General features: G+C 63.5%; 21 protein-coding genes. 11 read left to right on the top strand and 10 right to left on the bottom strand.

Annotated elements, in window-relative coordinates:
* Window positions 1–35: 35 nt before the first annotated feature.
* From AAFN55_RS12835 to AAFN55_RS12845, 3 genes are read left to right on the top strand one after another with little or no spacing between them, the layout of a single operon-like run.
* A complete protein-coding gene (locus AAFN55_RS12835; protein ID WP_347799223.1) occupies window positions 36–1,052 on the top strand; it encodes an amidohydrolase family protein in 1,017 nt (338 codons plus the stop codon).
* 10 nt (window positions 1,053–1,062) lie between these two features.
* Window positions 1,063–2,514, top strand: coding sequence for an aldehyde dehydrogenase family protein (locus tag AAFN55_RS12840; RefSeq protein WP_347799224.1), 1,452 nt, complete (start codon window positions 1,063–1,065; stop codon window positions 2,512–2,514).
* Window positions 2,515–2,545: 31 nt separating this feature from the next.
* Window positions 2,546–4,135, top strand: a complete 1,590-nt coding sequence (locus AAFN55_RS12845) for an FAD-dependent monooxygenase (RefSeq protein WP_347799225.1) — start codon at window positions 2,546–2,548, stop codon at window positions 4,133–4,135.
* 42 nt (window positions 4,136–4,177) lie between these two features.
* On the opposite strand, the gene AAFN55_RS12850 is transcribed toward AAFN55_RS12845, so the two are convergent.
* From AAFN55_RS12850 to AAFN55_RS12885, 8 genes are read right to left on the bottom strand one after another with little or no spacing between them, the layout of a single operon-like run.
* Window positions 4,178–5,026, bottom strand: a complete 849-nt coding sequence (locus AAFN55_RS12850; protein ID WP_347799226.1) for an ABC transporter permease — start codon at window positions 5,024–5,026, stop codon at window positions 4,178–4,180.
* Between the two features lie 8 nt (window positions 5,027–5,034).
* On the bottom strand, window positions 5,035–6,006 hold the full coding sequence (locus AAFN55_RS12855; RefSeq protein WP_347799227.1) for an ABC transporter permease: 972 nt from the start codon (window positions 6,004–6,006) through the stop codon (window positions 5,035–5,037).
* Between the two features lie 41 nt (window positions 6,007–6,047).
* The gene (locus AAFN55_RS12860; RefSeq protein ID WP_347799228.1) at window positions 6,048–7,628 is read right to left on the bottom strand and encodes an ABC transporter substrate-binding protein; all 1,581 of its coding nucleotides are present in this window, start codon (window positions 7,626–7,628) and stop codon (window positions 6,048–6,050) included.
* A 41-nt stretch (window positions 7,629–7,669) separates the two neighbouring features.
* Window positions 7,670–9,271: an ABC transporter substrate-binding protein gene (locus AAFN55_RS12865; protein WP_347799229.1), complete on the bottom strand. Its 1,602-nt coding sequence runs from the start codon at window positions 9,269–9,271 to the stop codon at window positions 7,670–7,672.
* A complete protein-coding gene (locus AAFN55_RS12870) occupies window positions 9,268–10,293 on the bottom strand; it encodes a dipeptide ABC transporter ATP-binding protein (protein WP_347799230.1) in 1,026 nt (341 codons plus the stop codon). Before AAFN55_RS12870 ends, AAFN55_RS12865 begins: the two co-directional genes overlap by 4 nt.
* Window positions 10,286–11,263 carry an ABC transporter ATP-binding protein gene (locus AAFN55_RS12875; protein WP_347799231.1) on the bottom strand — a complete coding sequence of 326 codons (978 nt, stop codon included), beginning with the start codon at window positions 11,261–11,263 and terminating at the stop codon, window positions 10,286–10,288. Before AAFN55_RS12875 ends, AAFN55_RS12870 begins: the two co-directional genes overlap by 8 nt.
* 27 nt (window positions 11,264–11,290) lie before the next feature.
* On the bottom strand, window positions 11,291–11,674 hold the full coding sequence (locus AAFN55_RS12880) for a VOC family protein (protein ID WP_347799232.1): 384 nt from the start codon (window positions 11,672–11,674) through the stop codon (window positions 11,291–11,293).
* A gap of 40 nt (window positions 11,675–11,714) precedes the next feature.
* Window positions 11,715–12,434, bottom strand: a complete 720-nt coding sequence (locus tag AAFN55_RS12885; protein ID WP_347799233.1) for a fumarylacetoacetate hydrolase family protein — start codon at window positions 12,432–12,434, stop codon at window positions 11,715–11,717.
* 191 nt (window positions 12,435–12,625) lie between these two features.
* Between AAFN55_RS12885 and AAFN55_RS12890 the strand changes: the two genes are divergently transcribed.
* The gene (locus tag AAFN55_RS12890) at window positions 12,626–13,342 is read left to right on the top strand and encodes an FCD domain-containing protein (protein WP_347799234.1); all 717 of its coding nucleotides are present in this window, start codon (window positions 12,626–12,628) and stop codon (window positions 13,340–13,342) included.
* A gap of 72 nt (window positions 13,343–13,414) precedes the next feature.
* On the opposite strand, the gene AAFN55_RS12895 is transcribed toward AAFN55_RS12890, so the two are convergent.
* Window positions 13,415–14,137 carry a GntR family transcriptional regulator gene (locus tag AAFN55_RS12895; protein WP_347799235.1) on the bottom strand — a complete coding sequence of 241 codons (723 nt, stop codon included), beginning with the start codon at window positions 14,135–14,137 and terminating at the stop codon, window positions 13,415–13,417.
* Between the two features lie 129 nt (window positions 14,138–14,266).
* Here AAFN55_RS12895 and AAFN55_RS12900 point away from each other — a divergent pair, with 129 nt between their 5' ends.
* Genes AAFN55_RS12900 through AAFN55_RS12930 form a run of 7 tightly spaced genes read left to right on the top strand, consistent with a single transcriptional unit; the run spans window position 14,267 to window position 22,780 of the window.
* A complete protein-coding gene (locus tag AAFN55_RS12900) occupies window positions 14,267–16,336 on the top strand; it encodes a hydantoinase/oxoprolinase family protein (RefSeq protein WP_347799236.1) in 2,070 nt (689 codons plus the stop codon).
* Window positions 16,336–18,036, top strand: coding sequence for a hydantoinase B/oxoprolinase family protein (locus AAFN55_RS12905; protein ID WP_347799237.1), 1,701 nt, complete (start codon window positions 16,336–16,338; stop codon window positions 18,034–18,036). The genes AAFN55_RS12900 and AAFN55_RS12905 overlap by 1 nt, the downstream gene beginning before the upstream one ends.
* Before the next feature lie 32 nt (window positions 18,037–18,068).
* The gene (locus tag AAFN55_RS12910) at window positions 18,069–19,061 is read left to right on the top strand and encodes a TRAP transporter substrate-binding protein (RefSeq protein WP_347799238.1); all 993 of its coding nucleotides are present in this window, start codon (window positions 18,069–18,071) and stop codon (window positions 19,059–19,061) included.
* A 60-nt stretch (window positions 19,062–19,121) separates the two neighbouring features.
* Window positions 19,122–19,643, top strand: coding sequence for a TRAP transporter small permease (locus tag AAFN55_RS12915; protein ID WP_347799239.1), 522 nt, complete (start codon window positions 19,122–19,124; stop codon window positions 19,641–19,643).
* Between the two features lie 57 nt (window positions 19,644–19,700).
* Window positions 19,701–21,011, top strand: a complete 1,311-nt coding sequence (locus tag AAFN55_RS12920; RefSeq protein ID WP_347799240.1) for a TRAP transporter large permease subunit — start codon at window positions 19,701–19,703, stop codon at window positions 21,009–21,011.
* Between the two features lie 5 nt (window positions 21,012–21,016).
* Window positions 21,017–21,526 carry a GAF domain-containing protein gene (locus tag AAFN55_RS12925; protein ID WP_347799241.1) on the top strand — a complete coding sequence of 170 codons (510 nt, stop codon included), beginning with the start codon at window positions 21,017–21,019 and terminating at the stop codon, window positions 21,524–21,526.
* Window positions 21,527–21,550: 24 nt separating this feature from the next.
* Window positions 21,551–22,780, top strand: coding sequence for an amidohydrolase family protein (locus AAFN55_RS12930; protein WP_347799242.1), 1,230 nt, complete (start codon window positions 21,551–21,553; stop codon window positions 22,778–22,780).
* Between the two features lie 56 nt (window positions 22,781–22,836).
* On the opposite strand, the gene AAFN55_RS12935 is transcribed toward AAFN55_RS12930, so the two are convergent.
* Entirely contained in the window at window positions 22,837–23,739 is a 903-nt protein-coding gene (locus AAFN55_RS12935; protein WP_347799243.1) for a LysR substrate-binding domain-containing protein, read from the bottom strand.
* Window positions 23,740–23,885 lie beyond the last annotated feature (146 nt).

Raw genomic sequence — 23,885 nt, forward strand, 5'->3', positions numbered from 1 at the left:
GGCGTCTCATCTGGTGCAGTCATGGAGGAACCCCAATGAAAAAGATCGACGCGTTCAATCACATCTGGCCGAAGCCTTTCTTCGACGCGCTGATCGACCATATCGGGGCGATGACCGACATCGCCATGCGCTCGGGCGCAGTGCCGATGATGACCGAACTCGACCGCCGCTTCGAGGTGATGGACATGTTCGGCGGGGACTACCAGCAGGTGCTGTCGCTGGCATCGCCGCCCCTCGAGAAGCTGGCGGGTGCCGAAAAGGCGCTCGAACTGTCGCAGATCGGGTCCGACGCGATGGCCGAACTGGTTCAGAAATACCCGGAGCGCTTTCCCGGCTTCATCGGCACGGCGCCGATGAACAATCCCGACGCGTTGATCGAGGAATGCCGGCGTGCCATCGAGGACCTCGGCGCGGTGGGCATGCAGATTTTCACGAACATTGCCGGCGATCCGGTCGATCTGCCCCAGTATGAGGCGTTCTTCGAATTCATGGCCAGCACCGGCAAGCCGGTGTTCCTGCATCCCGCCCGCGGCGAGAATTTCTCGGATTACAAGAACGAGGCGCGGTCCGAATACGAGATCTGGTGGACGTTCGGCTGGCCCTACGAGACGTCGGTGGCCATGGCGCGCATGGTCTTCTCGCGGTTGTTCGACAAATATCCGGGCCTCAAGGTCGTGACCCACCACGCAGGCGGCATGGTGCCGTTCTTCGAGGGGCGCGTCGGTCCGGGCTGGGACCAGATGGGCAAGCGCACGACGGACCGCGACCTCGCTGCGGTGCGCACCGCGCTCAAGCGGCCGCATCTCGACTATTTCAAGGAATTCTACGCCGACACCGCCTCCTTCGGCTCCCGCAAGGCGATCGAGCACGCCATGGAGTTCTTCGGCGAGGATCGCATTCTTTTTGCCTCGGACGCGCCCTTCGATCCAGAAGGCGGGCCGATGTACATCCGCGAGACGATCAAAATCCTCGATTCCCTCGACGTTTCCGAGGAGGTGCGGGCGAAGATCTACAATGGCAACGCCACGAAGCTGCTCGGCCTGAAGCAGTGAGGCGTTGACAATGAGCCTGACATATCCTGAAGCACTGAACTACATCGGCGCAGAGTGGATCGGTGGCGAACCGGCCGCCGACAGCCTCAACCCCGCCAATGGTTCCATTCTCGGCTCCTACCGGCCGGGCAGTGGGGGCCTTGCCGACCAGGCCGTCGCGGTTGCCCGCGAGGCATTCGACCGGACGGGCTGGTCCTCCTCGCCGCGCCAGCGTGCCGCCGCGCTCTACGAACTTGCCGACCGGCTGGAGGCGGCGAAGGACGAACTCGCCGACCTGATCGTCGCTGAGAATGGGAAGCTGAAGCGGGAAGCCGTCGGCGAGATGATCGGCGCGATTTCCGAAACGCGCTATTACGCCGGCCTCGCGCGGACCGTGCTTGGCCGCACGCTGGAGACCGCGCCCGGCAATTTCTCGATGATGAACCGCGAGGCTGCCGGCGTGACGGCGATCATCGTGCCGTGGAACGCGCCGGTCACGCTTTTGGTGCGTTCGCTCGGACCAGCGCTGGCGGCAGGCTGTACCGTCGTCATCAAGCCGGCGCCACAGACGCCGCTGATCCACGCCCTCGTCATGCGCTGCATCCACGAATGCCCGTCATTGCCGAAGGGTGTCGTCAATTCGGTCAATGAAAACGGCATCGAGGTGGGCGAGGCGCTGGTTGCCTCCGATGACGTCGATGTCATCTCGTTTACCGGCTCCAGCGCGACAGGCAAGCGCATCATGGCGGGCGCCGCACCGACGTTGAAGCGGCTGTCGCTGGAACTCGGCGGCAAGGCGCCGGCGGTGATCTTCGACGATGCCGATCTCGATCAGGCCGTCCGTGAACTCACCGGTGCGTCGCTGATGATGGCGGGCCAGATCTGTGTGGCGGCGACGCGCTTTCTGGTGGCCAAGCCGCTCGAGAAAGAATTCACGGCACGGATCAAGGCGGCATTCGAGGCAGTCCAGACGGGGCCGGGTGCCGACCCGGCGAGCCAGATGGGGTCGCTAATCGATCGCCCCAGCCAGGCACGCGTGGCAGGGCTGATCGAGCAGGCCGCCGACGAGGGTGAACTGATCCTCAAGGGCGGTGCGCCGGGTGGCGCGCTCGCCGCCGGTTCGTTCCTGACGCCGACGCTTTTCAGGATCGACGACATAAGGTCTTCGCTGGTTCAGGAAGAATTGTTCGGCCCCATCGTCTCCATCGAGACGTTCGAGGACGAGCAGGAGGCTGTCGCCAAGGCCAACGCCACACGCTACGGCCTCGCCGCAAGTGTCTTCACGCGCGACCTGAACCGGGCGACGCGGATATCGCGCGCGATCCGTGCAGGCACGGTCTGGCTCAACTGCCATGGCCGGCTGTTCGCGGAGGGCGAGACCGGGGGCTATCGCCAGTCGGGTCTCGGCAGGCTCCACGGCGTGGAAGGTCTCAACGACTTCCTCGAAACCAAGCATGTCTACCTGGAGGCGGGCGCGGTTTAAACCGCCCGCCACGGGTTTGGGGAGCAGTTTCATGCAGGAACAACAGGCACAGGTGGTCATCGTCGGCGGTGGCCCCGTCGGCATGGGGCTGGCCATCGAGCTGGGCCAGCGCGGCGTCCGCGTCGTGGTGGTCGAGCGCTATCCAACGCCCCAGCCGGTTCCGAAGGGGCAGAACCTGACCCAGCGCACCATGGAGCATTTCCATTTCTGGGGCGCGGAAAAGGAGCTGCGCGCCGCGCGCACCGTGCCGAAGGAATATGGCATCGGCGGGCTGACCGCATATGGCACGCTGCTGGGCGACTATCATTACGACTGGCTGCAACGCGAACTGGTCCGCCCGTATTACTTCACCGACAATGAGCGCCTGCCGCAATATGCCACCGAAGAAGTGCTGCGCGCGCGGGCCGCGCAACTGGATTCCGTCGAGCTGCTCTATGGCTACACCGGCGAGGGCCTGGAGCAGGACGGCGACGGCGTCACGGTGACGGCGCTGAGGCGCACGGATGGCGAACGCATCCGCATCCGCGCCGACTATGCCGTCGGCTGCGACGGCAGCCGCTCGGTCATGCGCGAGGCTGCCGGCATCACCCAGACGCGGTCGGACCATGATCGGCTGATGGTGCTGCTCGTCTTCCGCTCCACCGGCTTGCACGAGCTTCTGAAGCGGTTTCCCGGCAAGTCCTTCTACAACGTCCTGCACCCGGACCTGAAGGGTTACTGGCAGTTCTTCGGCAGGGTCGATCTCGGCAATAGCTGGTTCTTCCACGCCCCCGTGCCGCCGGGAACGACGAAGGACAATTTCGACTTCACCTCCTATCTCCACCGGGCGGTCGGCGCCGAATTCGACGTCGAGTTCGAGCATGTCGGCTTCTGGGATCTGAGGTTCGCCGTTGCCGACAGCTACCGCAGCGGCCGCGTCTTCATTGCCGGCGACGCCGCCCACAGCCATCCGCCCTATGGCGGCTACGGCATCAACACCGGGCTTGAAGACGCGTGCAATCTCGGCTGGAAGCTTGCCGCGACCCTCGGCGGCTGGGGTGGGGCGGATTTGCTTGACAGCTACGACGCCGAGCGCCGACCGGTCTTCATCTCGACCGCGCGCGATTTCATCGGCAAGGCGATCGAAAGCGATCGCGCCTTCCTTGCCGCTTACGATCCGCTGCGCGACCGCGCGGGTTTCGAGGCTGAGTGGGCGGCGCGGAGCTCGGGCGCGGCGGGCGAAGTCGATTCTTTCGAGCCGAACTATCGCGGTTCACCGGTTGTGGCCGGCGAACCCGGCGCCATGCCCAGCGCTGCCGGCGGCCATCGCTTCGAGGCCCGCGCCGGGCACCATCTCGCGCCGCAACCTCTCTCGGACGGTCGCGATGTCTACGAGGCGCTCGGCAATGGATTCACGCTTCTGGCGTTCGATGCGGACGAGGAGGCGGTCGGGCGGATGCGCGCGGCGGCCGAGCGCGCGGGGCTGCCGCTGGCAATCGTCAGCGACACGGCCGCCGGCGGGCGCGAGAAATATGGCGCGCGTTTGGTGCTCGTCCGGCCGGACCAGTTCGTCGCATGGACGTCGGACGATACGCCGCCCGATCCCGCCGCATTGCTGGCGCTCGTATCAGGCCGGCCCTGATATCTTTCGTCCAAGCGATCCTTGATACCCGGCCAGCAAGGATCAGTTGGCCTTCGGGTTGAGCGCGTCGTTCAAGCCATCGCCGACGAGGTTGAGGCTCAGGGTCGTCAGGAACAGGGCGATGCCGGGGAAAGCAGCCATCCACCATGCGCGGCTGAAATAGTCCTGCGCGGTATGCAGCATGGTCCCCCAGCTCATGGCGTTGGGGTCTCCAAGTCCGAGAAAGGCAAGGCTGGTCTGCAACAGGATGGCGCTGGAAATCTGCAGCGTACAATTGACGATGATCGGCGGCAGGGCGTTGGGCAGCATCTCGCGAAAGATGATGTCGCTGTGCGACATGCCGAGGCTGCGGGCGGCATCGACGAAGTCGCGCTTGCGGAGCGTCAGGAACTCTGCCCGCAGCAGGCGCGCCGTGACGGGCCATGTGAGCGCGCCGATCACGAAAACCACATTCCAGATGCTGGAGCCGAACAGAGCGACGATCACGATCGCCAGGAAGAACTGCGGCAGAATCTGGAACATTTCGGTGATGCGCATCAGGACTGTATCGACCGTGCCGCCGAAATATCCCGCCGCCGCGCCCACGGCGACGCCCACGAGCGTCGACGTGAGCACCGCGCACAGCCCGACGATCAACGACGTTCTGGCGCCCAGGATGATGTTGCTGAAAATATCCGAGCCGAGGCTGTCGGTTCCCATGAAGTGAACGACCGAGGGCGGCAGGAAAGCCCTGCCCATCTCCATCGGGTCATAGAGCGGAAGGTAGGACGCCGAGACCGCGGTCAGCACGATGATCGTGGTTATGAAAAGGCCGACCATGGCCCCCGTGTTGGCGCGAAACCTGATCCAGGCGCGCGAAGTGGCCGGCGACGCTGCGATCGTGATCGACATGCTGTTTCCTACTGGTAGCGGATGCGCGGGTCGAGGACGGCATAGAGCAGGTCCACGATCAGGTTGATGAGGATGACGAAGACGCTGATGAACAGGAACATTCCCATCAGCAGGGGGTAGTCGCGCGAGTTGATGGCATCGAGCGTGAGACGGCCGAGGCCCGGCCAGCCGAATACGGTCTCGACGATGACCGCGCCGGCGATCAGTCCCGGAAGCGAGTCCCCGATCACGGTGATGACCGGCAGAAGGCTGTTGCGCAGCGCATGCCGCAGCAGCACCGCGCGCTCGCTGAGCCCCTTCGCGGTCGCCACCTTGATGTAATCCTGCCCCAGCACCTGGATCATGCTGCTGCGCGTCAGCCGGGTGATGAGGCCGAGATTGGAAAGCGCGAGGGTCAATGCGGGCAGGGTCAGGTGATAGGCGACGTCCATGGCGTAGGCGTAGCCGGTGTAGCCGCGCCTGAGATTGGTCATGCCCTGAATGGGAAACCAGTTGAGATGATAGGCGAGCACCAGGATCATCATCTGACCGAGCCAGAAGACGGGTATCGCGAAGCTCGCCAGCGAGAGGAACGTGATGACGTTGTCGGTGCGAGAGCGGGGGTTGCGCGCGGCAAGGACGCCCAGCGCGATGCCTGCGACGGCCGCCATCGTGTACTGGGTCGCCATGAGCAGAAGAGTGGCGGGAAAACGCTCGAGGATCAGCGTCAGGACCGGCGCGCCGGAGACCGCCGAGTACCCCAGGTTCCCGCTCGCGACCTGCAGCCCGTAAAGCCACAAGCGGGTCACCAGCGGTTGATCGAGACCCATCTGCGAGCGCATCCGGTCGATCATCTCCTGATCCGCACCCGCTTCACCGATCAGATAGTCGACCGGATCGCCGGGTGCGGCATGGATGAGAATGAAGATGACCGTGATGGCTCCCGCGAGCAGCGGCAGCGTGTAGAGCAGCCGCTTGAGCAGGTAGATATGGATTGACACTGCGCTGACCTCTTTGCTGGGCGCGTCTTCGGTGCGTCGCGCTATTCGACCCAGCGGACGCGATCGAGCGTTCCGTAGCCGGTGATGTCCTCGGTTATCCCTTCGAGATTGGACCGGAAGGCGATCGGGTAGTAGCGATCCCAGAACCACCAATGCGGCACGGCTTCCGTGATGGCGGTCGCAGCCTGGCGATAGAAATCGATGCGTTTCCGGTCGTCGAGTTCGCGGCCTCCGGCTTCGAACAAGGCGTCGACCTTCTCGTCGCAATAGCCGGATGCGTTGTGGCCGGAGATGCGCTGGATGCGGTCGCAGGTGAAGAACGCCGAAGCGCCGATCGCAGGGTCGGGTCCGCTTGCATAGGAGCCCATGGTGATGTCGTAGTCCCACTGGACGAAGGACCTGTCGCGCCACGCGGACGTCTCCATGCCTTCATCGACCAGATCCACGCCGACCGCCGAAAACTGCGACCTCAGCAGGCGCGATACGTTCTGCATCGGCCCTTCCGCCAGCGAGTAGGAAATGCGCAGCGTAAAGCGCTTGCCGTCGCTGCCGCGCGGATATCCGGCGTCGTCGAGCATCTGGTTGGCCAGATCGGGATCGTGCGAATACTGCTTCACGTCGGCGCTGTAGAAGATCGGAAGTTCGGACGAGAACGGTCCGCCATCCGACACCTTGCCATGGCCGAAACCTGCTTTTTCGAGCAGGTCTTCCCTGTCCATTGCAAAATAAAGCGCCTGCCGGACGGCCGTGTCCGCGAGAGGCCCCTCGCGCGTGTTGAGGAATGCCTGGTACTGGCCCGCGATCGACCGCTTCTGGAAGGCGACGGTAATGTCGCTCGCGCCTTCGAGCCGGTCGACCTCGCCAAGGGGCATGACGTGGTAGGGAATGTAGTCGATCTCGCCGGTCTCCAGCGCCAGCCCCCGCGCCGCCTCGTTGGGGATGATCTGGAAAATCAGGCGGTCCACATAAGGCCCTTCGAGATGGTAGTCCTCGTAGCGGTTGAGCGTGATGTGGCTGCCCTTCCTGAATTCCCCGAACACGAAGGGGCCTGTGCCGATCGGCTTCAGATTGGCGGGATTTTCCCGTGGATCCTGACCGTTGTCGAAAACGTGGCGCGGCAGGATCGTCGAGCTGTTGAAATAGGCGAGCCCGCGCAGAAGCGGTGGATATGGCCGCGACAATCGGAACACCGCAGTATTCTCGTCGGGCGTGTCGATGGCATCGACAGCCGCCAGCAGACCACCAGCCGGTCCGTTGTAGGTCTTGTTGATGTTGAGCAGGCTCCACGCCACGTCATCCGACGTGAAGGGCGTGCCGTCGTGCCACTTGATGCCTTCGTGGAAATTGAAGGTGTAGGTGAGACCGTCTTCCGAGACCGACCAGCTTTCCGCGAGCGATGGAATGGGATCGCCCGCGGAATCGAGGCGAACGATCGTGCTGTAAATTTGCGCTCCGACCACGCTGGAACTGATTTCAGTCGTGATGCCGGAATTGATGATCGTGGGATCGCCGGAAAGACCGACGACGATGCTGTCGTTCTGGGCGTGCGCAAGTGCGACGAATCCAGAGAGAGACAGTGGCAGGGCAAGCGCCCGTAATGCAGTTCCCATGAGGTATTTCATTTGTTTTGTTCCCCAATTTTATTGAAATAGGCCCTCGCGGTTCACTCCATCCAGCGCACCGTTTCGAACGCGCCATACCCCGTCAGGTCATCGAGAATGCCGTCGAGATTGGCGTTGAATGCGATGGGGTAGAAGCGGTCCCACAACCACCAGTGCGGCGCGTCCTGCGCGAGGACCGACTGAACCTCGTGATAGAGTTCGATGCGCTTGGCTTCGTCCTGCTCCCGGCTGGCTCTGGCGAAGATATCGTCGAGATCCGGGTTGCAGTAACCGGAGGCGTTGCGGGCCATCAGCGGCTCGATGTTGCGGCAGACGTAAAGCCGCTCCACACCCACTGCCGGATCGGGACCGGTCGAGAAACTGCCCATCGTGATGTCGAAATCCCACTTGGCGAAGGCCGAGTCTCTCCAGGCGCCTGAATCCATGCCCTGGATATCGAGATCGACGCCGATGGCGTTGAACTGCGCGCGCATCAGCATGGCCGTGTTGTTCATCGGGCCTTCCTTCAGGTCGAAGGAAACGCGCAGGCGAAAGCGCTTGCCGTCGCTGCCGCGGGGATATCCTGCCGCATCGAGCATCGCTTCCGCCTTCGCGGGATCATAGTCGTAGGTCGCGACAGCATCGGTGTGGAAGATTTGCTGTTCCGAAGAGATGGGACCGGCCGCGACCTTGCCGAAGCCGAAGCCTGCCTTTTCCAGCATCTCGTCTCGGTTCAACGCGTGATAGAGCGCCCGGCGAACCTCCGCATTGTCGAGGGGTTCGTTGCGCGTGTTGAGGAACGCCATGAAGATGCCCGCGATCATGCGCTTGGCGAATTCGACGGACACGCGACTGTCGCCGCGAAGCACGTCCACTTCGCCCAGCGGCATCGCGTAGTAGGGAATGAAGTCGATTTCGCCCGATTGCAGCGCAAGGGCGCGCGCGGAATCGTTGGGGATGATCTGGAAGACCAGCCTGTCCATATGCGGCAGGCCGTCGAGATGGTAGTCGGGGTTCCGCTCGAAGACGATATGGCTTCCCCGGACATACTCCTTGAAGATGAACGGGCCCGTGCCGATCGGCGCGAGGTTGGCAGGGTTTTCCTGCGGGCTCGAGCCATTGTCGAAGATGTGCTTCGGCAGGATCGTCGAACTGTTGAAATAGGCCAGGCCGCGCAGCAGCGGCGGATAGGTGTATTCGAGGTTGAACACCACCGTCAGATCGTCAACCGCCTCGATCGAACTGACGGCCTCGAGCAGACCCGAAGCCGGCCCATTGAATTCCTTGTTGACGTTCCAGAGGCTCCACGCGACATCCTGCGCGGTGAACGGTTCTCCGTCGTGCCATTTCACGCCTTCGAACAGGTTGAAGGTGTATGTCAGGCCGTCCTCGGAGATTTCCCACGATTGCGCCAGCGACGGGATCACCTGGCCTTCCGGGTCGAGGCGCACGAGCGTGCTGTACACCTGACCCGACAGATTGCTGGAGGAGATGTCGGTGGTGATGCCCGAGTTTATGACCGGAGGATCACCTGGCAGCGCAACGACCAGAACACCGTCGCCTTGAGCATGGACGGCATCGGGCAAAAGCCCGGCAATCAGGAATGCAGCCGCGGCCGCACCTGCAACGAGACTTTTCCATGTGGCATCTGTGCGTACCCTCATTGTGTCTTCCCTTCGAGCTGGACGGCAGGACTGCCCGCGTACGGTTGGGGCAAAAGCGGAAAATGGCAGGACACCTGGCGGCCCGGCAGCGCCTCTCTCAGGCGCGGTGTTTCCTGCACGCATTTCTCCCGGCTGAAAGGGCATCTCGGGTGAAACGCGCAGCCTGAAGGTGGCCGGCTTGGAGACGGCAACTCTCCCTGGAGGATCATGCGATCCTCGTTCTTGCGCCTGCCGATCTTGGGAACCGCCGAAAGGAGCGACTTCGTATAGGGATGCAGGGGCGCTTCAAAGAGCGCATTGGCCTCGCACGTCTCGACGATGCGCCCGAGATACATCACGCCGACCCGGTCGGCGATGTGCTGGACCACGCGAAGGTCGTGCGAGATGAAGAGATAGCCCATGCCGAAGCTGCGCTGCAGCGAGACCATCAGGTTCAGCACCTGCGACTGAACCGACACGTCCAGCGCGGAAACCGGTTCGTCCGCAATGATGAGCTTGGGCCGCAGGGTCAGAGCCCGCGCGATGGAGATGCGCTGACGCTGACCGCCGCTGAATTCATGCGGATAGCGATCGGCATGGGAGGGCAGCAGGCCCACGGTCTCCAGCACCTCGGCGACCTTCTCGCGCCATTGCGAGCGCGGATGGAGGCGGTGGATGCGGAACGCTTGCGACAGGATCGAACCAACGGTCTTGCGCGGATTAAGCGACCCGTAGGGATCCTGGAAGATGACTTGAATGTCGCGGCGTACCTGCCGGAGGGCAGTCCCCGTCAGACCCACCAGATCCTCCCCGGCGAAACGGACGCGGCCTGACGTGGGGGCGTCGAGCTGGGAAATGCAGCGCCCGAGCGTGCTCTTTCCGCAGCCGGACTCGCCCACCAGGCCGAATGTCTCGCCCGCCTTCACATACAGGCTCACATCACGGACGGCTCTGATCGGAGCCGCGCGACCGCCGAAAAAACCGCGTCCGCTGTCGAACTGCCTGGAGAGGTTCTCGACCTTCAGGAGGGGTTCTTCAGACATGCAGCCAGCACCTCACCTGATGATTATCATCGACGTTCAGCAAGGAAGGTTCCTCATTGCGACATCGGTCGTGAACGTGCGGGCACCGCGACTGGAAGGCGCAGCCCTCGGGCAGGGCGGAAAGGTCGGGAACGCTGCCGCTCATGGTGGGGAGCATGCGATCGCTCAGGGCGTGGCCCATCTTCGGGACGCAATTCATGAGGCCGATGGAATAGGGATGCAGCGGCTTGTCGAAGAAGCTTTCCACGGGCGCCGTTTCGACGATCTGTCCCGCATACATGACCGCAACCCGGTCGGCCGTCTCCGACACGACGCCCAGATCGTGGGTGATGAGGAGAAGGGACGACCCGGAATTGCGTACCAGATCGCTCAGCAACCCAAGCACCTGAGCCTGGATCGTTACATCCAGCGCAGTCGTGGGCTCGTCGGCAATGATGAGCGCGGGATCGCAGGCCAATGCCATGGCGATCATGACGCGCTGACGCATGCCGCCGCTCATTTCATGCGGATACGCATGCACGCGGGATGAAGGATCGGAAATGCCCACGAGGGCAAAGAGTTCGACGACCCGCTCGAGGGCCTCGGCGCGCGACAGCGACCTGTGAAGCAAGAGAACTTCGGCGACCTGCCGCCCGACACGCAGCACCGGGTTGAGCGACGTCATCGGCTCCTGGAAAATCATCGCGATGCGGTTTCCGCGAATGCGCCGCACCTCGCGCTCGCCGGCCGTGGCCAGGTCGATGCCGTCGAAGGATATCTGCCCCTCGACGATCCGGCCGATCGACGGGATCAACCGCATTATGGAATGGGCGGTGACGCTCTTTCCGGAACCGGATTCGCCCACCAGCCCGACGATTTCCCCCGACCTGATCGTCAGGTCCACGCCGCGGACGGACTTGCACACGCCGCGCGGCGTGAAGAAGTAGGTGTGCAGCCCGCGTATGTCGATCGCTTCAGACATTTGGGACATCGCTCACCTCCTCCGTTGACGATCGTCCTATTCGGGTTGCGGCGTTCCGCGCTTTTCGTCGCTCAACTGGAGGCGCCAGCCGTCCGGGTCGCGGAACAGCGCGTTTTTGCGGCCGGTGCTGGGGGAGGCGTGAACGTCCTTGTAGAAGCTGATGCCCTTGTCCACCATGTCCTTGTGGGTGCTCTCGATATCGCGCACCTTGAAGGACATGTGGTTGATGCCGGGGTTCTCTTCGGCGAGCAGCTCATGGATTTCGATGATCGGCTGGTTTTCGCCGGGAAGCTGAAGCTCGGCGGAGCCGCCATGATGGTCGGTCCAGGTCAGCAGCTTGAAGCCCATTTTCTCGTAGAACGCGACATGAGCCTTCACGTTGCGAACAATGATTTCGATGTGATCGATTCCAACAATCATCGGTATGCTCTCCACTATTGGTGTTCGGCCTGGTTGTCGGTCAGACGACTTTGACCTCGAGTTCGCCAACGCCGTCGATATGCACCAGCATCACATCGCCGCGCTCGATTGCGCCGACGCCGGAGGGGGTGCCTGAGAAGATCAGGTCGCCGGGTGCGAGGGTGAAAAGGCCCGACAGATACGAGATGATTTCCGGCGTCTTCCAGATCATCTGGTTGAGGTCGCCGGTCTGGCGGCGTTTGCCGTTCACATCGAGGCGGATTTCGCCCGCATCGGGATGGCCGATCGCGGAGGCCGGCACGATGGCGCCGCACGGAGCGGAGCTTTCGAACGCCTTGCCCACTTCCCAGGGGCGCCTGAGGTCTTTCGCCTCGCCCTGAAGATCGCGCCGGGTCATGTCGAGGCCGACGCCATATCCGAAAACGCAATCCAGAGCCTGCTCAAGCGGAATATCCTTTCCGCCCTTGCCAATCGCAATCACGAGTTCGGCTTCGAAATGCACGTCGCTCGATTGCGGCGGGTAGGGGAAGTCCTCGCCGGCGGGAAGGATGTTGTCCGGGTTTTTCTGGAAGAAGAAAGGCGGCTCGCGATCGGGATCGTGCCCCATCTCCACGGCATGCGCCGCATAGTTACGCCCGACGCAATAAATGCGGCGTACCGGGAAGAGCGCGTCCGACCCCTGAACCTCGATCGTCGTGATCGGAGGAAGGGCAATCGCATAGTTGCCCGCCTTCTGCGCGACGGCTGCCTCGCCTGTCATCGTTCACCTGTCCCTGTTTGCTATCTTGAAAACCAATGTTTATCAATTTTCCAATGTGCGCAAGTGGTTTTGATCGCTCGCGCGAAATTTATGACATTGACACCAATGGCGGATATCGCGGATGGGGAGGCCTATGATACCAATTCAGAGATTCCGGCACTTGGAAGCATCTCTGTCAGTGGAGACGATCGGTGGAAAAGCCTGACGCAATGTTCTCAAAAGATCAGGATCACCTGATCCCGGACGAGGGGCAGGCCGCCTTCACACAGTTGCAGGCGTTCCTTGCGCAGCATGAGCTCAGCGAGCATGGGCGTTTGCCGCCCGAGCGTGAACTCTGCGATATACTCGGTGTTTCCCGGGGCGCCCTGCGCAAGGCGCTGGCTATAGCCGAGTCGGAAGGCCGCATCTGGCGTCACGTCGGAAAGGGCACGTTCCTCGGAAGCAAACCGATTGGGGCCGTGGCCCCCGACTTGGTTCTAGCCAATCTGGCAAGCCCGGTGGAAGTGATCCGTGCGCGCTTGACGATAGAGCCGGCCCTGGCGCGGGAGGCGGCCCTCAACGCATCGACGGCTGATCTGGATGAGCTGAAGCTGTGTGCGGAGCGCGGCCGCGATGCCGGTAGCTGGCGACGCTATGAGAATTGGGACAACCGCTTCCATCGTGCGGTGGCGACCGCCACGCAGAACAAGCTGCTTGTCATGATGTTCGACAATCTGAACACGATCCGGCGCACGGTCGTGTGGGGGCGCCGCCGGGAAGCCACCGAAGGCCCGGCCGCCGATCACCATTCCTTCGCCGAACACGACGCGATCGTGGACGCCATCATGGACCGCGATCCGACAGCCAGCGAACTGGCGATGCGCCAGCACATCGAGACCGTGTCCTACAATCTCCTGCGCCACCGGTGACCGGTGTCAACGCGATCGCCTATGGCACCCCTGCGGCGCCTGATAGCCCTTATGCCAGTGACAATGGCGGCATCACCCGCCCGCCGTCTTCACCGATATCCGGCGCGCCGTGTCGGTGGAGAGCAGCGTCGTGATGATCCTGCCCCTGAACAATTCGACATGGTTTCCGGCGATCAGCTCGGCCGTGTCCACATCGCCAGCGACGATCGCATCGAACATCGCACGATGATCCTGCATCGTGGCGCCCAGATGAGCATCCAGCCGTTCGTCCAGTTCGCTGTGCTCGCTGAAACAGACATAGGAGATGCGCAGGCTTTCAATCAGGCTGCGCCGATAGGCGGCGGCGAGATGGCTGCTCTGCCCGGCCTCGCCGATCGCTGCGTGGAAAGCATAGTTCGCCTCGTTCACGGTTTCGCTGTCCAGAGCCCGCGCGCCTTCCTCGAAGGCGAGCATATGCGCCTTGATCGTGTCCAGATCGTTGGGCCGACGACGCACCGCGGCAAGCCGCGTCACCACGCGCTGCAGGATGTCCAGGCCCTCGAAGAAATCGCGCAGGTTCTGGAGGTCCAGCCCGGCCACCCTTGCGCCGCGCCCCTTGGTGGAGGTCACGAGATTTTCGGCAGTGAGCCGGATCAGCGCCTCGCGCACAGGGGTCCGGGACACACCGTATCGTGCCGATACGACGCTTTCATCGAGTTCGGTCCCAGGCCTCAAGTCCAACTTGAGGATGTCGCGCCGTAAGCTGCGATAGACCATTTCGCTGCCAAGCCCCGACGCAGCGGAATCCTCCGTCATGTTCTTTGTCCCAGCCCTATGAAGCATGATTTTCCGCCGTGTTTTGCGTGAAATCAAGGCGAATATATGTAGCTTGACTCTGCGTATACATATTGCATACCGTTCGTCTATCAAGTGGGGAAGGACGGTATGCAGGCAGGAAACTGGTTTATCGGCGTCGATGTGGGGGGCACTTTCACCGATCTCTACGCGTTCGATCGCGAGGCGGGTTCGGTAGCGCTTCACAAGACGTCAAGCACTCCGGCCAATCCCGCCGAAGCCATCCTGAACGGGTTGAGAGAGCTTTCCCTCAAGACCGGCCTGCCGCTTGCGGCGATGGCCAGCCTGGCCCACGGCACCACTGTCGCCACCAATGCGCTCATCCAGCGGCGTGGTGCGCGCGTGGCGATCGTCACCACGCGCAATTTCCGGGATCTCGTTGAGATCGGCCGGCAAATCCGCCCCAAGCTTTACGATCTGAAGGCGGATCATCCGCTGCCGCTCGCCCCCCGCGAAATGCGCTTCGAGGTCACCGAACGCATCGGGCCGGCAGGCGAAGTGATCGAGCCGCTCGACGAAGCGAGCGTGGATGCTGTCATCGAGCAGCTTCGCGAGAGCGGCGCCGAAGCCTGTGCGATCGCTTTCCTGTTCGCCTATCTCAATCCCGCGCATGAGGATGCCGTCAAGGCGCGGATCAAGGCTGCGCTGCCGAACCTGGCAATCTCGACCTCGTCCGAGGTGCAGCCCGAATTCCGCGAGTACGAGCGCACGTCCACCACGTTGCTCAACGCATATCTGCAGCCGATCTTCTCGCGCTACATGACGACGTTGAAAGATGCGCTGGCGACGATGTCGCCCGGCGCGCATGTCGGCATCAACCAGTCGAACGGCGGCCTGATGTCCGTCGACAAGGCGCGGGACTTTCCGATCCGCACCGCGCTTTCCGGCCCGGCCGCAGGCACGATCGGCGCGATCCATACGGCTCGGCAGGCCAACAAGCTCGACATCATCACCTTCGACATGGGTGGCACCAGCGCCGACGTGGCCCTGATCCGCAACTGCGAAACCAAACTCGCCTTCGACAGGGACGTTGCCGGCTTCCCGGTTCGCATGCCGATGGTCGACATCAATACGGTGGGCGCGGGCGGCGGCTCGATCGCGTGGTTCGATCGCGACGGACTGATGAAGGTCGGCCCGCAAAGCGCCGGCGCGGTGCCCGGTCCCGCCTGCTACGGGCGCGGCGGCATCGAGCCGACCGTGACCGACGCGAACGTCGTGCTCGGGCGGCTGTCGGTGCACGGGCTGCTCGGCGGCGCAATGCCGCTCGACGTGGACGCGTCGAGACGTGCCGTCGGCGTGGTCGCGGAGCGGCTGGGCTTCTCCATCGAGCGCGCCGCCAAGGGCATGCTCGACATCGTCGCGGCCAATATGGTCCGGGCGATCCGCGCGATTTCGGTCGAGCGCGGCCACGATCCGCGCGATTTCGTCCTGATGCCATTCGGCGGAGCCGGCCCGCTGCACGCCGATGGCTGTGCGCGCGCGCTCGACATCGGCCAGATCATCGTCCCTTACTCGCCGGGCATTCTTTGTGCGCAGGGATTGCTCGTCGCCGACCAGTCGGAAAGCTTCGTGCGCAGCCAGCGCCTCCCGCTCGACGACAGGAGTGTCGCCCCGCTTGCCGCGCTGATCGACGAGATGATGGAGGAAGCGCTGGCGTGGTGGAAGGCAGAGGGGATCGGTGAGGGCGCCCGCGCGCTGAAACTTGCCGTCGACATGCGCTACGCAAGCCAGAATTACGAGCTCCAGGTGCCGATCGAGACCGATATGGGCGCGTCGGCATTGCCGTCGGTGGATGCGCTCAAGCAGCTCTTCTTCGCCGCCCACGAGCAGGCCTACGGCTTCCACAATCCTGCCGATCCGGTGGACGTGGTGGCCGTGCGGCTGACTGCGCTCGGCTCGCTTCCATCGCCCGGCACGCCGCCGGTGCCGGAAACCGCGTCCAGGGAGCCGGTTCCGCGTTCACGGCGGTCCGTGTGGTTCGAGGATGCCGAGCCGTACGACACGCCTGTTTACGATCGCGCCGGCTTCGCACCCGGCGTCACGATCGAAGGGCCGGCGATCATCGACCAGTTCGACGCAACCACCCTGGTGTTTCCAGGGGACATCGCGCGCATCGATGATGCGCTCAATATCGTCATCGACCGGGCGAGGACTTCGTGATGACCACTCCGATTGATCCGATCACCATCGAGATCGTCGCCAGCGCGTTCCGTTCGGTCGTGGACGAAACCTTCATCGCCCTCATGAAGAGCGCCTATTCCACCAACATCAAGGAGCGGCACGATCATTCGACCGCCGTGTGCGACCGGGACGGACGGCTGATCGTCCAGGCCGACATGTCGCTTCCGATCCATATCGCCTCGATGACGGGGCTGATGAAATCCATCCTCGCCAAATATCCGACGGAAGAGATCGAGGAAGGCGACGTGTTCGTCGCCAACGACCCGCACGTCGCCGGCGGCACGCACCTGCCCGACATCAACTACGCGGCACCGCTTTTCCTCGAAGGCCAGCTTATGGGCTTCATCTGCAATATCGCGCACCATGCCGATATCGGCGGCATGGCGCCCGGCTCCATGGCCGGCGGCATGTCCGAAATCTATCAGGAAGGGTTGCGCATCCCGGTCGTGAAGCTGTTTCGCAAGGGCGTGATCCAGCAGGATTTGATGGACATCTTCCTGCTCAATGCACGCATTCCCGACGAACGGCGCGGCGACCATTTCGCGCAGATCGCCGCCTGCCGGCTTGGCGTGCGGCGCGTGAAGGAGATCGGCGAGCGTTACGGGCTTGCGACGATCTGCCAGGTCTTCGATGAGTTGATCGAGCGGACGCGCTCGCGCATGCGGGCCGCCATCGCGGCGGTGCCGGACGGGGTCTACAGCTTCGACGACGTGATGGACGATGACGGGCTTGGAACCGTCGATATCCCGATCAAACTCAGCATCACCATCGACGGCGATTCCGCGCTGTTCGACTGGCGCGGCTCTTCGAGCCAGGTGCGAGGCAACATCAACGTGCCGATCAACGCCACCCAGGCCGCCGTCGCCTATTCGCTGCGCGCGCTCCTGGACCCGGAGATCGCCAACAACCAGGGCATCATCGACTGCTGCGAGCTTCTGACCGATCCGGGCTCGATCGTCGATTGCAAGTCGCCGGCGCCGGTCGCCGCGCGCGCCAACACTTCGCAGCGCCTGATCGACATCATCATCGGCGCCTTCTCCAAGGCGATTCCGGAACGCGCCGTCGGTGCCTCGAACGGTGCCAATACCACGGCTGTCTTTTCCGGCACGGACCCGCGCAACGGGCACGAATATCTCTACTTCGAGACGCTCGGCGGAGGTTTCGGCGGACGCAACGACCGCGATGGAAAGGATGGCGTGCAGGTGCACATCACCAACACGTCCAACCTGCCGATCGAAGCGATCGAAACGGAATACCCGCTGCGTGTGGTGAGCTACGGCTTCATCGAGGATTCCGGCGGTCCGGGGCAGTACCGGGGCGGCGGCGGTTTGAGACGTGTCATCCAGCCGATCGGCCACGCGTGCATCTTCAACGGCGCCGGTGAACGCTTCACCAACGCGCCGTGGGGACTGTTCGGCGGTGAGCCGGGGCGTCCGGGCCGGTTCCTGCTGGCGAGCGAAACCGGGGAACGCCGGCTCGAGGTGAAGCCGTCCGGGGTAACGGTTTCTCCCGACCAGCATATCGTCGTGGAGACGCCGGGAAGCGGAGGCTATGGGCCGGCCAGCGAGCGTGATGCCGCGGCCATCGAGATCGACCGAAAGTCGCAGAAATATTCAGGCGAGTTCCTCGCCGCGCACTACCCGGGTTTTGCCAATGGGACCGCCCACCCCGCAGAATAATAGTCGGCATATCGACAGAGAGGACGGAACAGATGAACAAGTTGCTTGCTACGACAGCGTTCGCGCTGGGAATTGCTTTCGCGGTTCAGGGCGCGTCTGCCCAGGTCGCATGGGATCTGGCCAACGAATACCCGCCGAATTCGGTCCATGCACAGTCATCGGACGCCTTCATCAAGGCGCTGGACGAGGCGTCTGGCGGCGAGATCGTGGTGACGGCACACCACGGCGCGGCCCTCGGCTACAAATCCGTCGACCATTTTGACGCGGTCGGCGATGGCGCGATCCAACTCGCCTCTTCCTTCATCGGACCATGGTCGGGCATCGACCCGATCTTCCTCGTCTCGTCTCTGCCGTTCCTGGCGCCGACGGTGGACGACAACCGCGCGCTCTACGAAGCGTCCAAGCCCTACTACGAGCGTGTCCTGGCCGATGCCAACCAGATCTTCCTGTTCGCCACGCCCTGGCCCCCGAGCGGCCTGTGGGGCAACAAGCCGATGGATTCGATGGACTCGATCCGCAACGTGCGCATCCGTACCTACGACGCGAACGGCACCGTGACCCTTCGCCAGGCCCGCGCCGCGCCGATCCAGCTCTCCTGGGCAGATACCGTCCCGCAGCTTACCACCGGCGGCATCGATGGCGTTCTGACCTCCGCCGATGGCGGCGTCGCGGCTCAACTGTGGGAGCACCAGTCGCACTTCACCGAGGTGAATTACGCGATGCCGCTGCAGATCGTCCACCTCAACAAGGACGAGTACGAAGCCTTGAGCGACGAGCAGAAGGCTGCGATCGCCGAGGCGGCTTCGGTCGCCGAGAATTTCGGCTGGGATCTCCTCGCCAACCGCGTGCAGGAAAACTACGCCCAGATGCGCGAGCACGGCATGACGATCGTCGATGAGGTGCCGGAGGATTATCTGGCGGCTCTCGCCGAGGCCGCCGTTCCCGCCATCGCGGACTGGAAGTCGAAGTTCGGCGAGGAAGCCGACGTTCTTCTGAAAGCCTACGAGGCCGCTCGCTCGCAGTAGCTGCTCGCGCCGGCATGATCGCGATGCCGATCGTGCCGGCCCCGTCCGATGGGGCAAGAGATGCAATATTTCTACGATACGGTCTTCGCCGTCTCCCGGCTTGCGGCTGCGCTGGCATGCGCCGTTCTGGTCGGCATGGTGGGGTTCATCCTCTACGAAATCGTCCTTCGCTACTTCTTCCACAGCTCGACATACGTGCTCGACGAGTTCGTCGGCTACGGCGTGGCGGCCTGTACGTTTCTCTCCCTCGGATACGCACTCGAGCATGGCAGCCTGATCCGGGTGAATGTGCTCGTCAGCAGGCTGCACGGCGGCGCGAAGCGGACTTTCGAGATTTTCTGCGCCGGGCTGACGATGGCGGTGATCGGGCTCTTCATCTGGTTCTTCTGGATCCGGGTCCTGCGCCACTGGATGCGCGGCACCACCTCCAGTTCCATCGCCGAAGTTCCCATGTGGATTCCCGAGGGGCTCGTTTTCCTGGGTCTCTGCGTCTTCTGGCTGCAGCTTCTGGTCTACCTGCTTCGCCAGGTCACCAATACGCCGCCGCCCATCACTCCGAGCGAAACCGCACACGAGGTCTGAGCCGCGTCCCGGCACGGCCAACGGGTGTCGGTTCGGACGCCCATTTGAGGTACCACAATGGAAGCCTTTCTCTCCGTCGGCGTCGTTCTGGCGCTGATCTTCTTCTATCTCGGCCTGGGCGTGTGGGTGTTCGCCGGGCTCATGCTGGTGGCGGCCACGTCCCTGTGGTGGATCATGGGGATGAGCATCGAGCGCATCGGTACGATCGCAGCCAACATTGCCTTCCGCTACTCCTCCACATGGGAGCTCGCCGCCATCCCGATGTTCATCTGGATGGGCGAAATCATCTTCCGGACCGACATCTCGAACCGTCTGTTTCGCGGTCTGATGCCGTTCGTTCACTGGGTGCCCGGCCGGCTTCTCCACACCAACGTGCTGGGCTGCACGCTGTTCGCCGCCGTCAGCGGCTCCTCCGCCGCCACCACGGCCACGGTCGGCAAGATCACGACGGCCGAACTGGCGCGGCGCGGCTACAACCGCTCCCTCTCGATGGGGTCGCTTGCCGGAGCCGGCAGCCTCGGCTTTCTGATCCCGCCTTCGATCATCATGATCGTCTACGGCATCCTGGCCGAGGTCTCCGTCAGCCGCCTGTTCGCAGCCGGCGTCTTTCCGGGACTGATGGTGGCTGGCCTCTACTCCTCCTACATCATCTTCCGCGCCGTGGCGGAGCCGTCGATCGCTCCTGAATCGAACGAGCGCTACGGATTTCGCGACTATTTGAGCGCGCTCGTCGACCTGTCGCCGATCCTGGTTCTCATGGTGATCGTGCTCGGTTCCATCTACAGCGGCATCGCGACGCCTTCGGAAGCCGCTGCGGTGGGCGTCGCCGCCGCTATCGCCATCACGATCGCGATGCGCCAGATGACGGCGCGGCTGTTCGTCGATACCCTTCTCGGGGCGATCCGTACGAGCTGCATGGTGTCCATCATCCTCGTCTCGGCCGCCTTCCTGGCGACGGCGATGGGCTATCTGCACGTACCGGCCAACGTCGCGCGCGCGATCGCCGTCCTCGACCTCTCGCCATGGCAGCTTCTGCTGGTGCTGTCGGTGTTCTACATCATCCTCGGCCTGTTCCTGGACGGTGTTTCGATCATCGTGATGAGCCTGCCGATTACCCTCCCGCTCGCCATGCAGGCCGGGTTCGATCCGATCTGGTTCGGCATCTATCTCGTCATCATGGTCGAGATGGGCCAGGTGACGCCGCCCGTCGGTTTCAACCTGTTCGTGATCCAGGGGTTGACGGGCACGCCGATCGGCAAGGTGGCGATCGCCTCCTTCCCCTTCTTCTGCCTGATGGGCCTGGCCGTCGCGCTTCTCTGGTTCTTCCCCGACATCGCGCTCTGGCTTCCCCGAACCCTTTACGGATAGAGATCATGAAACATGCCGACTTTGGCCGCCTCGACGTCGCGGCCGCCCTTCAGACCCTCGGTGCCGCCCAGGCGGAGGCCGGTCAGCCCGAGGCCCTGTTCGCGGTTTTCGACCGCCTTTGCGGCGAGACCTTCGGCCATCGCCTGTTCACCATCCTCGCATGGGCGCCTGAGACGAACGATGTCGAGCGGCTCTATTCGGGCCGGCCGACCGACTATCCGCTGCTTGGCCGCAAGGCCATGGGGCCGACCGAATGGGGCGCGCATGTGCTCAAGGGCGGCAAGACCTGGATCGGTCGCAACGCCGACGACATACGATGGGCCTTTCCCGACCACGAACTGATCGCCAGCCTCGGCTGCGCCGCCTGCATCAATGCGCCGGTCCTCTGGAACGGGCAGGTGCTGGGCGTCGTCTCCGTCCTCGGCCCCGAGGGCGCTTATGGCGAGGACGACCTGCGCGGGCTCGATGCCATCGCGCCGCTGCTCGCCCCCGGCTTCCTCGCCTCGATCCGCTAGACTTTCCAGAAACGGAGCATCGTCATGTCCATCACCATTTTCGAGAACGCTTCAGTCATTGACGTCGTGGCCGGCGAGATCCTCGCGGACCGTCATGTCGTCGTCGAAGGCTCGACCATCAAGGACGTGGCGGAAGCGCCGGTGGCATCGGCCGACGCACGGCGCATCGACCTGAAGGGCGGCACGCTGATGCCGGGCCTCATCGACAGCCATGTCCATGTCACCGCGTTCTCGGCCAATTTCACCGAACTCCAGCGCAGTTCCCCATTCTACGTGGCGGCAGCCGCCGCGACGATCATGGGCGGGATGCTCGACCGCGGCTTCACGACCGTGCGCGATGTCGGCGGCGGCGAATTCGGCCTCGCCAGGGCGGTGGAGCAGGGCCTTATCCGCGGGCCCCGGCTCATCTATGGCGGCAAGGCGCTTTCGCCCACCGGCGGCCATGGCGATGTCCGGCTTGCAGGCGTCGATCGGCATGACGATTCCTACAACCAGCCCGGACTCGGCAGGATCGTCGATGGCGTGCCGGATGTGCGGCGCCATGCCCGCGAGGAAATCCGCCGCGGCGCGCATCACCTGAAGATCATGGGCAATGGCGGCATTTCCTCGCCGACCGATCGCATCTCCTCCGACCAGTTTTCCGAGGAAGAGATCGCCGCCGTGGTCGACGAAGCCAACATGGCGGACCTCTACGTCGTCGTCCATGCCTACACCCCGCGCGCAATCAAGCGCAGCGTGAGGCTCGGCGTCCGCTCGGTCGAGCACGGCAATCTCGCCGACCAGGAAGCGATCGACCTGATCAGGGAACGCGATGCCTTCCTCGTGCCCACGCTCGCCACCTACCGCGCGCTGAAGGATGAGGGCGTCGAGGCCGGCTTGCCCTTGGAACTCGCCGCCAAGATCGATGACGTGCTGGACGCGGGTATCAACGCCGTGGAGATGGCGCAGCGCGCCGGAGTCCAGATGGCCTATGGCACCGATCTCCTGGGTGCCATGCACCGCAGGCAGTCGAGCGAGTTCGCCCTGCGCGCGGACGTGGTGCCGGCCGCCGATCTCATTCGCGCCGCGACCGTCAATGGTGCGAGGCTGATGCGGCTGGAAAATGAGATCGGCCAGGTGAAGGCCGGCTATCGGGCCGACCTCATCGTGGTCGACGGCAATCCTCTGGATGACATCGGAGTGCTGGCCGCGCCGGAAAAGACGCTTCGCCTGGTCATGGCGCGCGGGATCGTCACGTCCGACAGGCTGCGCTGAACCATGATCGAACGCTGCGGCCGTCGATCGGCTTGCGGGGAAACGGGCTGGCGCGATCAGGCCTGAAGCGGGACCTTGCCGATCGTCGCACAGGTCTGCGTCAGCAGGTCTTCGATCATGCCCACCACCAGCGGCACGTGACGCTGCTTGGGCTTCAGAAGCCAGAGATCGACATGCTCGACCGGCTGGATCGGCCGCCGAACGACGAGGCTTTCATCGATGTCGATCCCGGCAAAGGGCGGCACGATCGTCACGCCTGCGCCTTGCGCCACCAGCATCGCCGCTGTTTCGGAGAAGGGCACCTCGATCCTGCGCTTCATAGACCCGCCGGAGACCTGAAATGCCCTGTCCGCGCGCGTGAAGGAGCAGTCGCTCGAGGGCAGCGATATGAAGTGCTCGGCGCGAAGATCGTTGATGTGCAACTCGGTCTTCGCCGCGAGGCGGTGATTGGCCGGAAGCAGGCAGATCAGCGGGAACGTGACGAGATGTTCGCTGTCGATGTCGGGGTGGTCGACGGCCATCACGCTCAGTCCGAGATCGACCTGCTGGGCGGCGACCATCTCGATGATCTGCGGCGATGTCCGCGACAACACCTGCATGCGCAGCTCGATCTGCTGGACGTTTTCCGCAAGGATGCGCGGAAGAAAATTCACGGCAAAGGCAGGCGGCGCCGCGATCGAGATTTCGCCCCATTCGTGCTCCCGCACCGCGCGCGCGACCTCCTTGATCCGGCTTGCGCCGTTGAATACCTTGTTCACTTCTCCTGCCAGGATTTGCGCCTCGCGCGTGGGGACGAGCTGGCCGCCCTTGCGCTGGAAAAGCAGAAAGCCGCAATGGTCGCTGAATGATTTCAGGAGCTTGGAAACGGCCGGTTGCGTGATGCCCAGGCGCTCCGCGGCGCGCGTCGCCGAACCGGTTTCGATGACCGCGTGAAACGCCTCGATCTGTCGGATGTTCATCCTGCCCCCATCATGAGTTCTGGTTATATTAGTGGGCTAATTTGATATTTGACAATCATTTTGTCGTCGCTCTTCATAGGGACGAACCTCACCCGAACGATTGAGGCCTCCAGCGTCCCGCCGCAGCGAACACGCGTTTGCCGGGC

The sequence above is a fragment of the Mesorhizobium sp. CAU 1732 genome (assembly GCF_039888675.1).
Classification (GTDB): domain Bacteria; phylum Pseudomonadota; class Alphaproteobacteria; order Rhizobiales; family Rhizobiaceae; genus Aerobium.

What these genes read in the sequence shown, in the direction of transcription:
- AAFN55_RS12835 (WP_347799223.1), top strand. Translation starts at nt 36, where the DNA reads ATGAAAAAGATCGACGCGTTCAATCACATCTGGCCGAAGCCTTTCTTC.
- AAFN55_RS12840 (WP_347799224.1), top strand. Translation starts at nt 1,063, where the DNA reads ATGAGCCTGACATATCCTGAAGCACTGAACTACATCGGCGCAGAGTGG.
- AAFN55_RS12845 (WP_347799225.1), top strand. Translation starts at nt 2,546, where the DNA reads ATGCAGGAACAACAGGCACAGGTGGTCATCGTCGGCGGTGGCCCCGTC.
- AAFN55_RS12850 (WP_347799226.1), bottom strand. Translation starts at nt 5,026, where the DNA reads ATGTCGATCACGATCGCAGCGTCGCCGGCCACTTCGCGCGCCTGGATC.
- AAFN55_RS12860 (WP_347799228.1), bottom strand. Translation starts at nt 7,628, where the DNA reads ATGAAATACCTCATGGGAACTGCATTACGGGCGCTTGCCCTGCCACTG.
- AAFN55_RS12865 (WP_347799229.1), bottom strand. Translation starts at nt 9,271, where the DNA reads ATGAGGGTACGCACAGATGCCACATGGAAAAGTCTCGTTGCAGGTGCG.
- AAFN55_RS12870 (WP_347799230.1), bottom strand. Translation starts at nt 10,293, where the DNA reads ATGTCTGAAGAACCCCTCCTGAAGGTCGAGAACCTCTCCAGGCAGTTC.
- AAFN55_RS12875 (WP_347799231.1), bottom strand. Translation starts at nt 11,263, where the DNA reads ATGTCCCAAATGTCTGAAGCGATCGACATACGCGGGCTGCACACCTAC.
- AAFN55_RS12880 (WP_347799232.1), bottom strand. Translation starts at nt 11,674, where the DNA reads ATGATTGTTGGAATCGATCACATCGAAATCATTGTTCGCAACGTGAAG.
- AAFN55_RS12885 (WP_347799233.1), bottom strand. Translation starts at nt 12,434, where the DNA reads ATGACAGGCGAGGCAGCCGTCGCGCAGAAGGCGGGCAACTATGCGATT.
- AAFN55_RS12895 (WP_347799235.1), bottom strand. Translation starts at nt 14,137, where the DNA reads ATGACGGAGGATTCCGCTGCGTCGGGGCTTGGCAGCGAAATGGTCTAT.
- AAFN55_RS12900 (WP_347799236.1), top strand. Translation starts at nt 14,267, where the DNA reads ATGCAGGCAGGAAACTGGTTTATCGGCGTCGATGTGGGGGGCACTTTC.
- AAFN55_RS12905 (WP_347799237.1), top strand. Translation starts at nt 16,336, where the DNA reads ATGACCACTCCGATTGATCCGATCACCATCGAGATCGTCGCCAGCGCG.
- AAFN55_RS12910 (WP_347799238.1), top strand. Translation starts at nt 18,069, where the DNA reads ATGAACAAGTTGCTTGCTACGACAGCGTTCGCGCTGGGAATTGCTTTC.
- AAFN55_RS12915 (WP_347799239.1), top strand. Translation starts at nt 19,122, where the DNA reads ATGCAATATTTCTACGATACGGTCTTCGCCGTCTCCCGGCTTGCGGCT.
- AAFN55_RS12920 (WP_347799240.1), top strand. Translation starts at nt 19,701, where the DNA reads ATGGAAGCCTTTCTCTCCGTCGGCGTCGTTCTGGCGCTGATCTTCTTC.
- AAFN55_RS12925 (WP_347799241.1), top strand. Translation starts at nt 21,017, where the DNA reads ATGAAACATGCCGACTTTGGCCGCCTCGACGTCGCGGCCGCCCTTCAG.
- AAFN55_RS12930 (WP_347799242.1), top strand. Translation starts at nt 21,551, where the DNA reads ATGTCCATCACCATTTTCGAGAACGCTTCAGTCATTGACGTCGTGGCC.
- AAFN55_RS12935 (WP_347799243.1), bottom strand. Translation starts at nt 23,739, where the DNA reads ATGAACATCCGACAGATCGAGGCGTTTCACGCGGTCATCGAAACCGGT.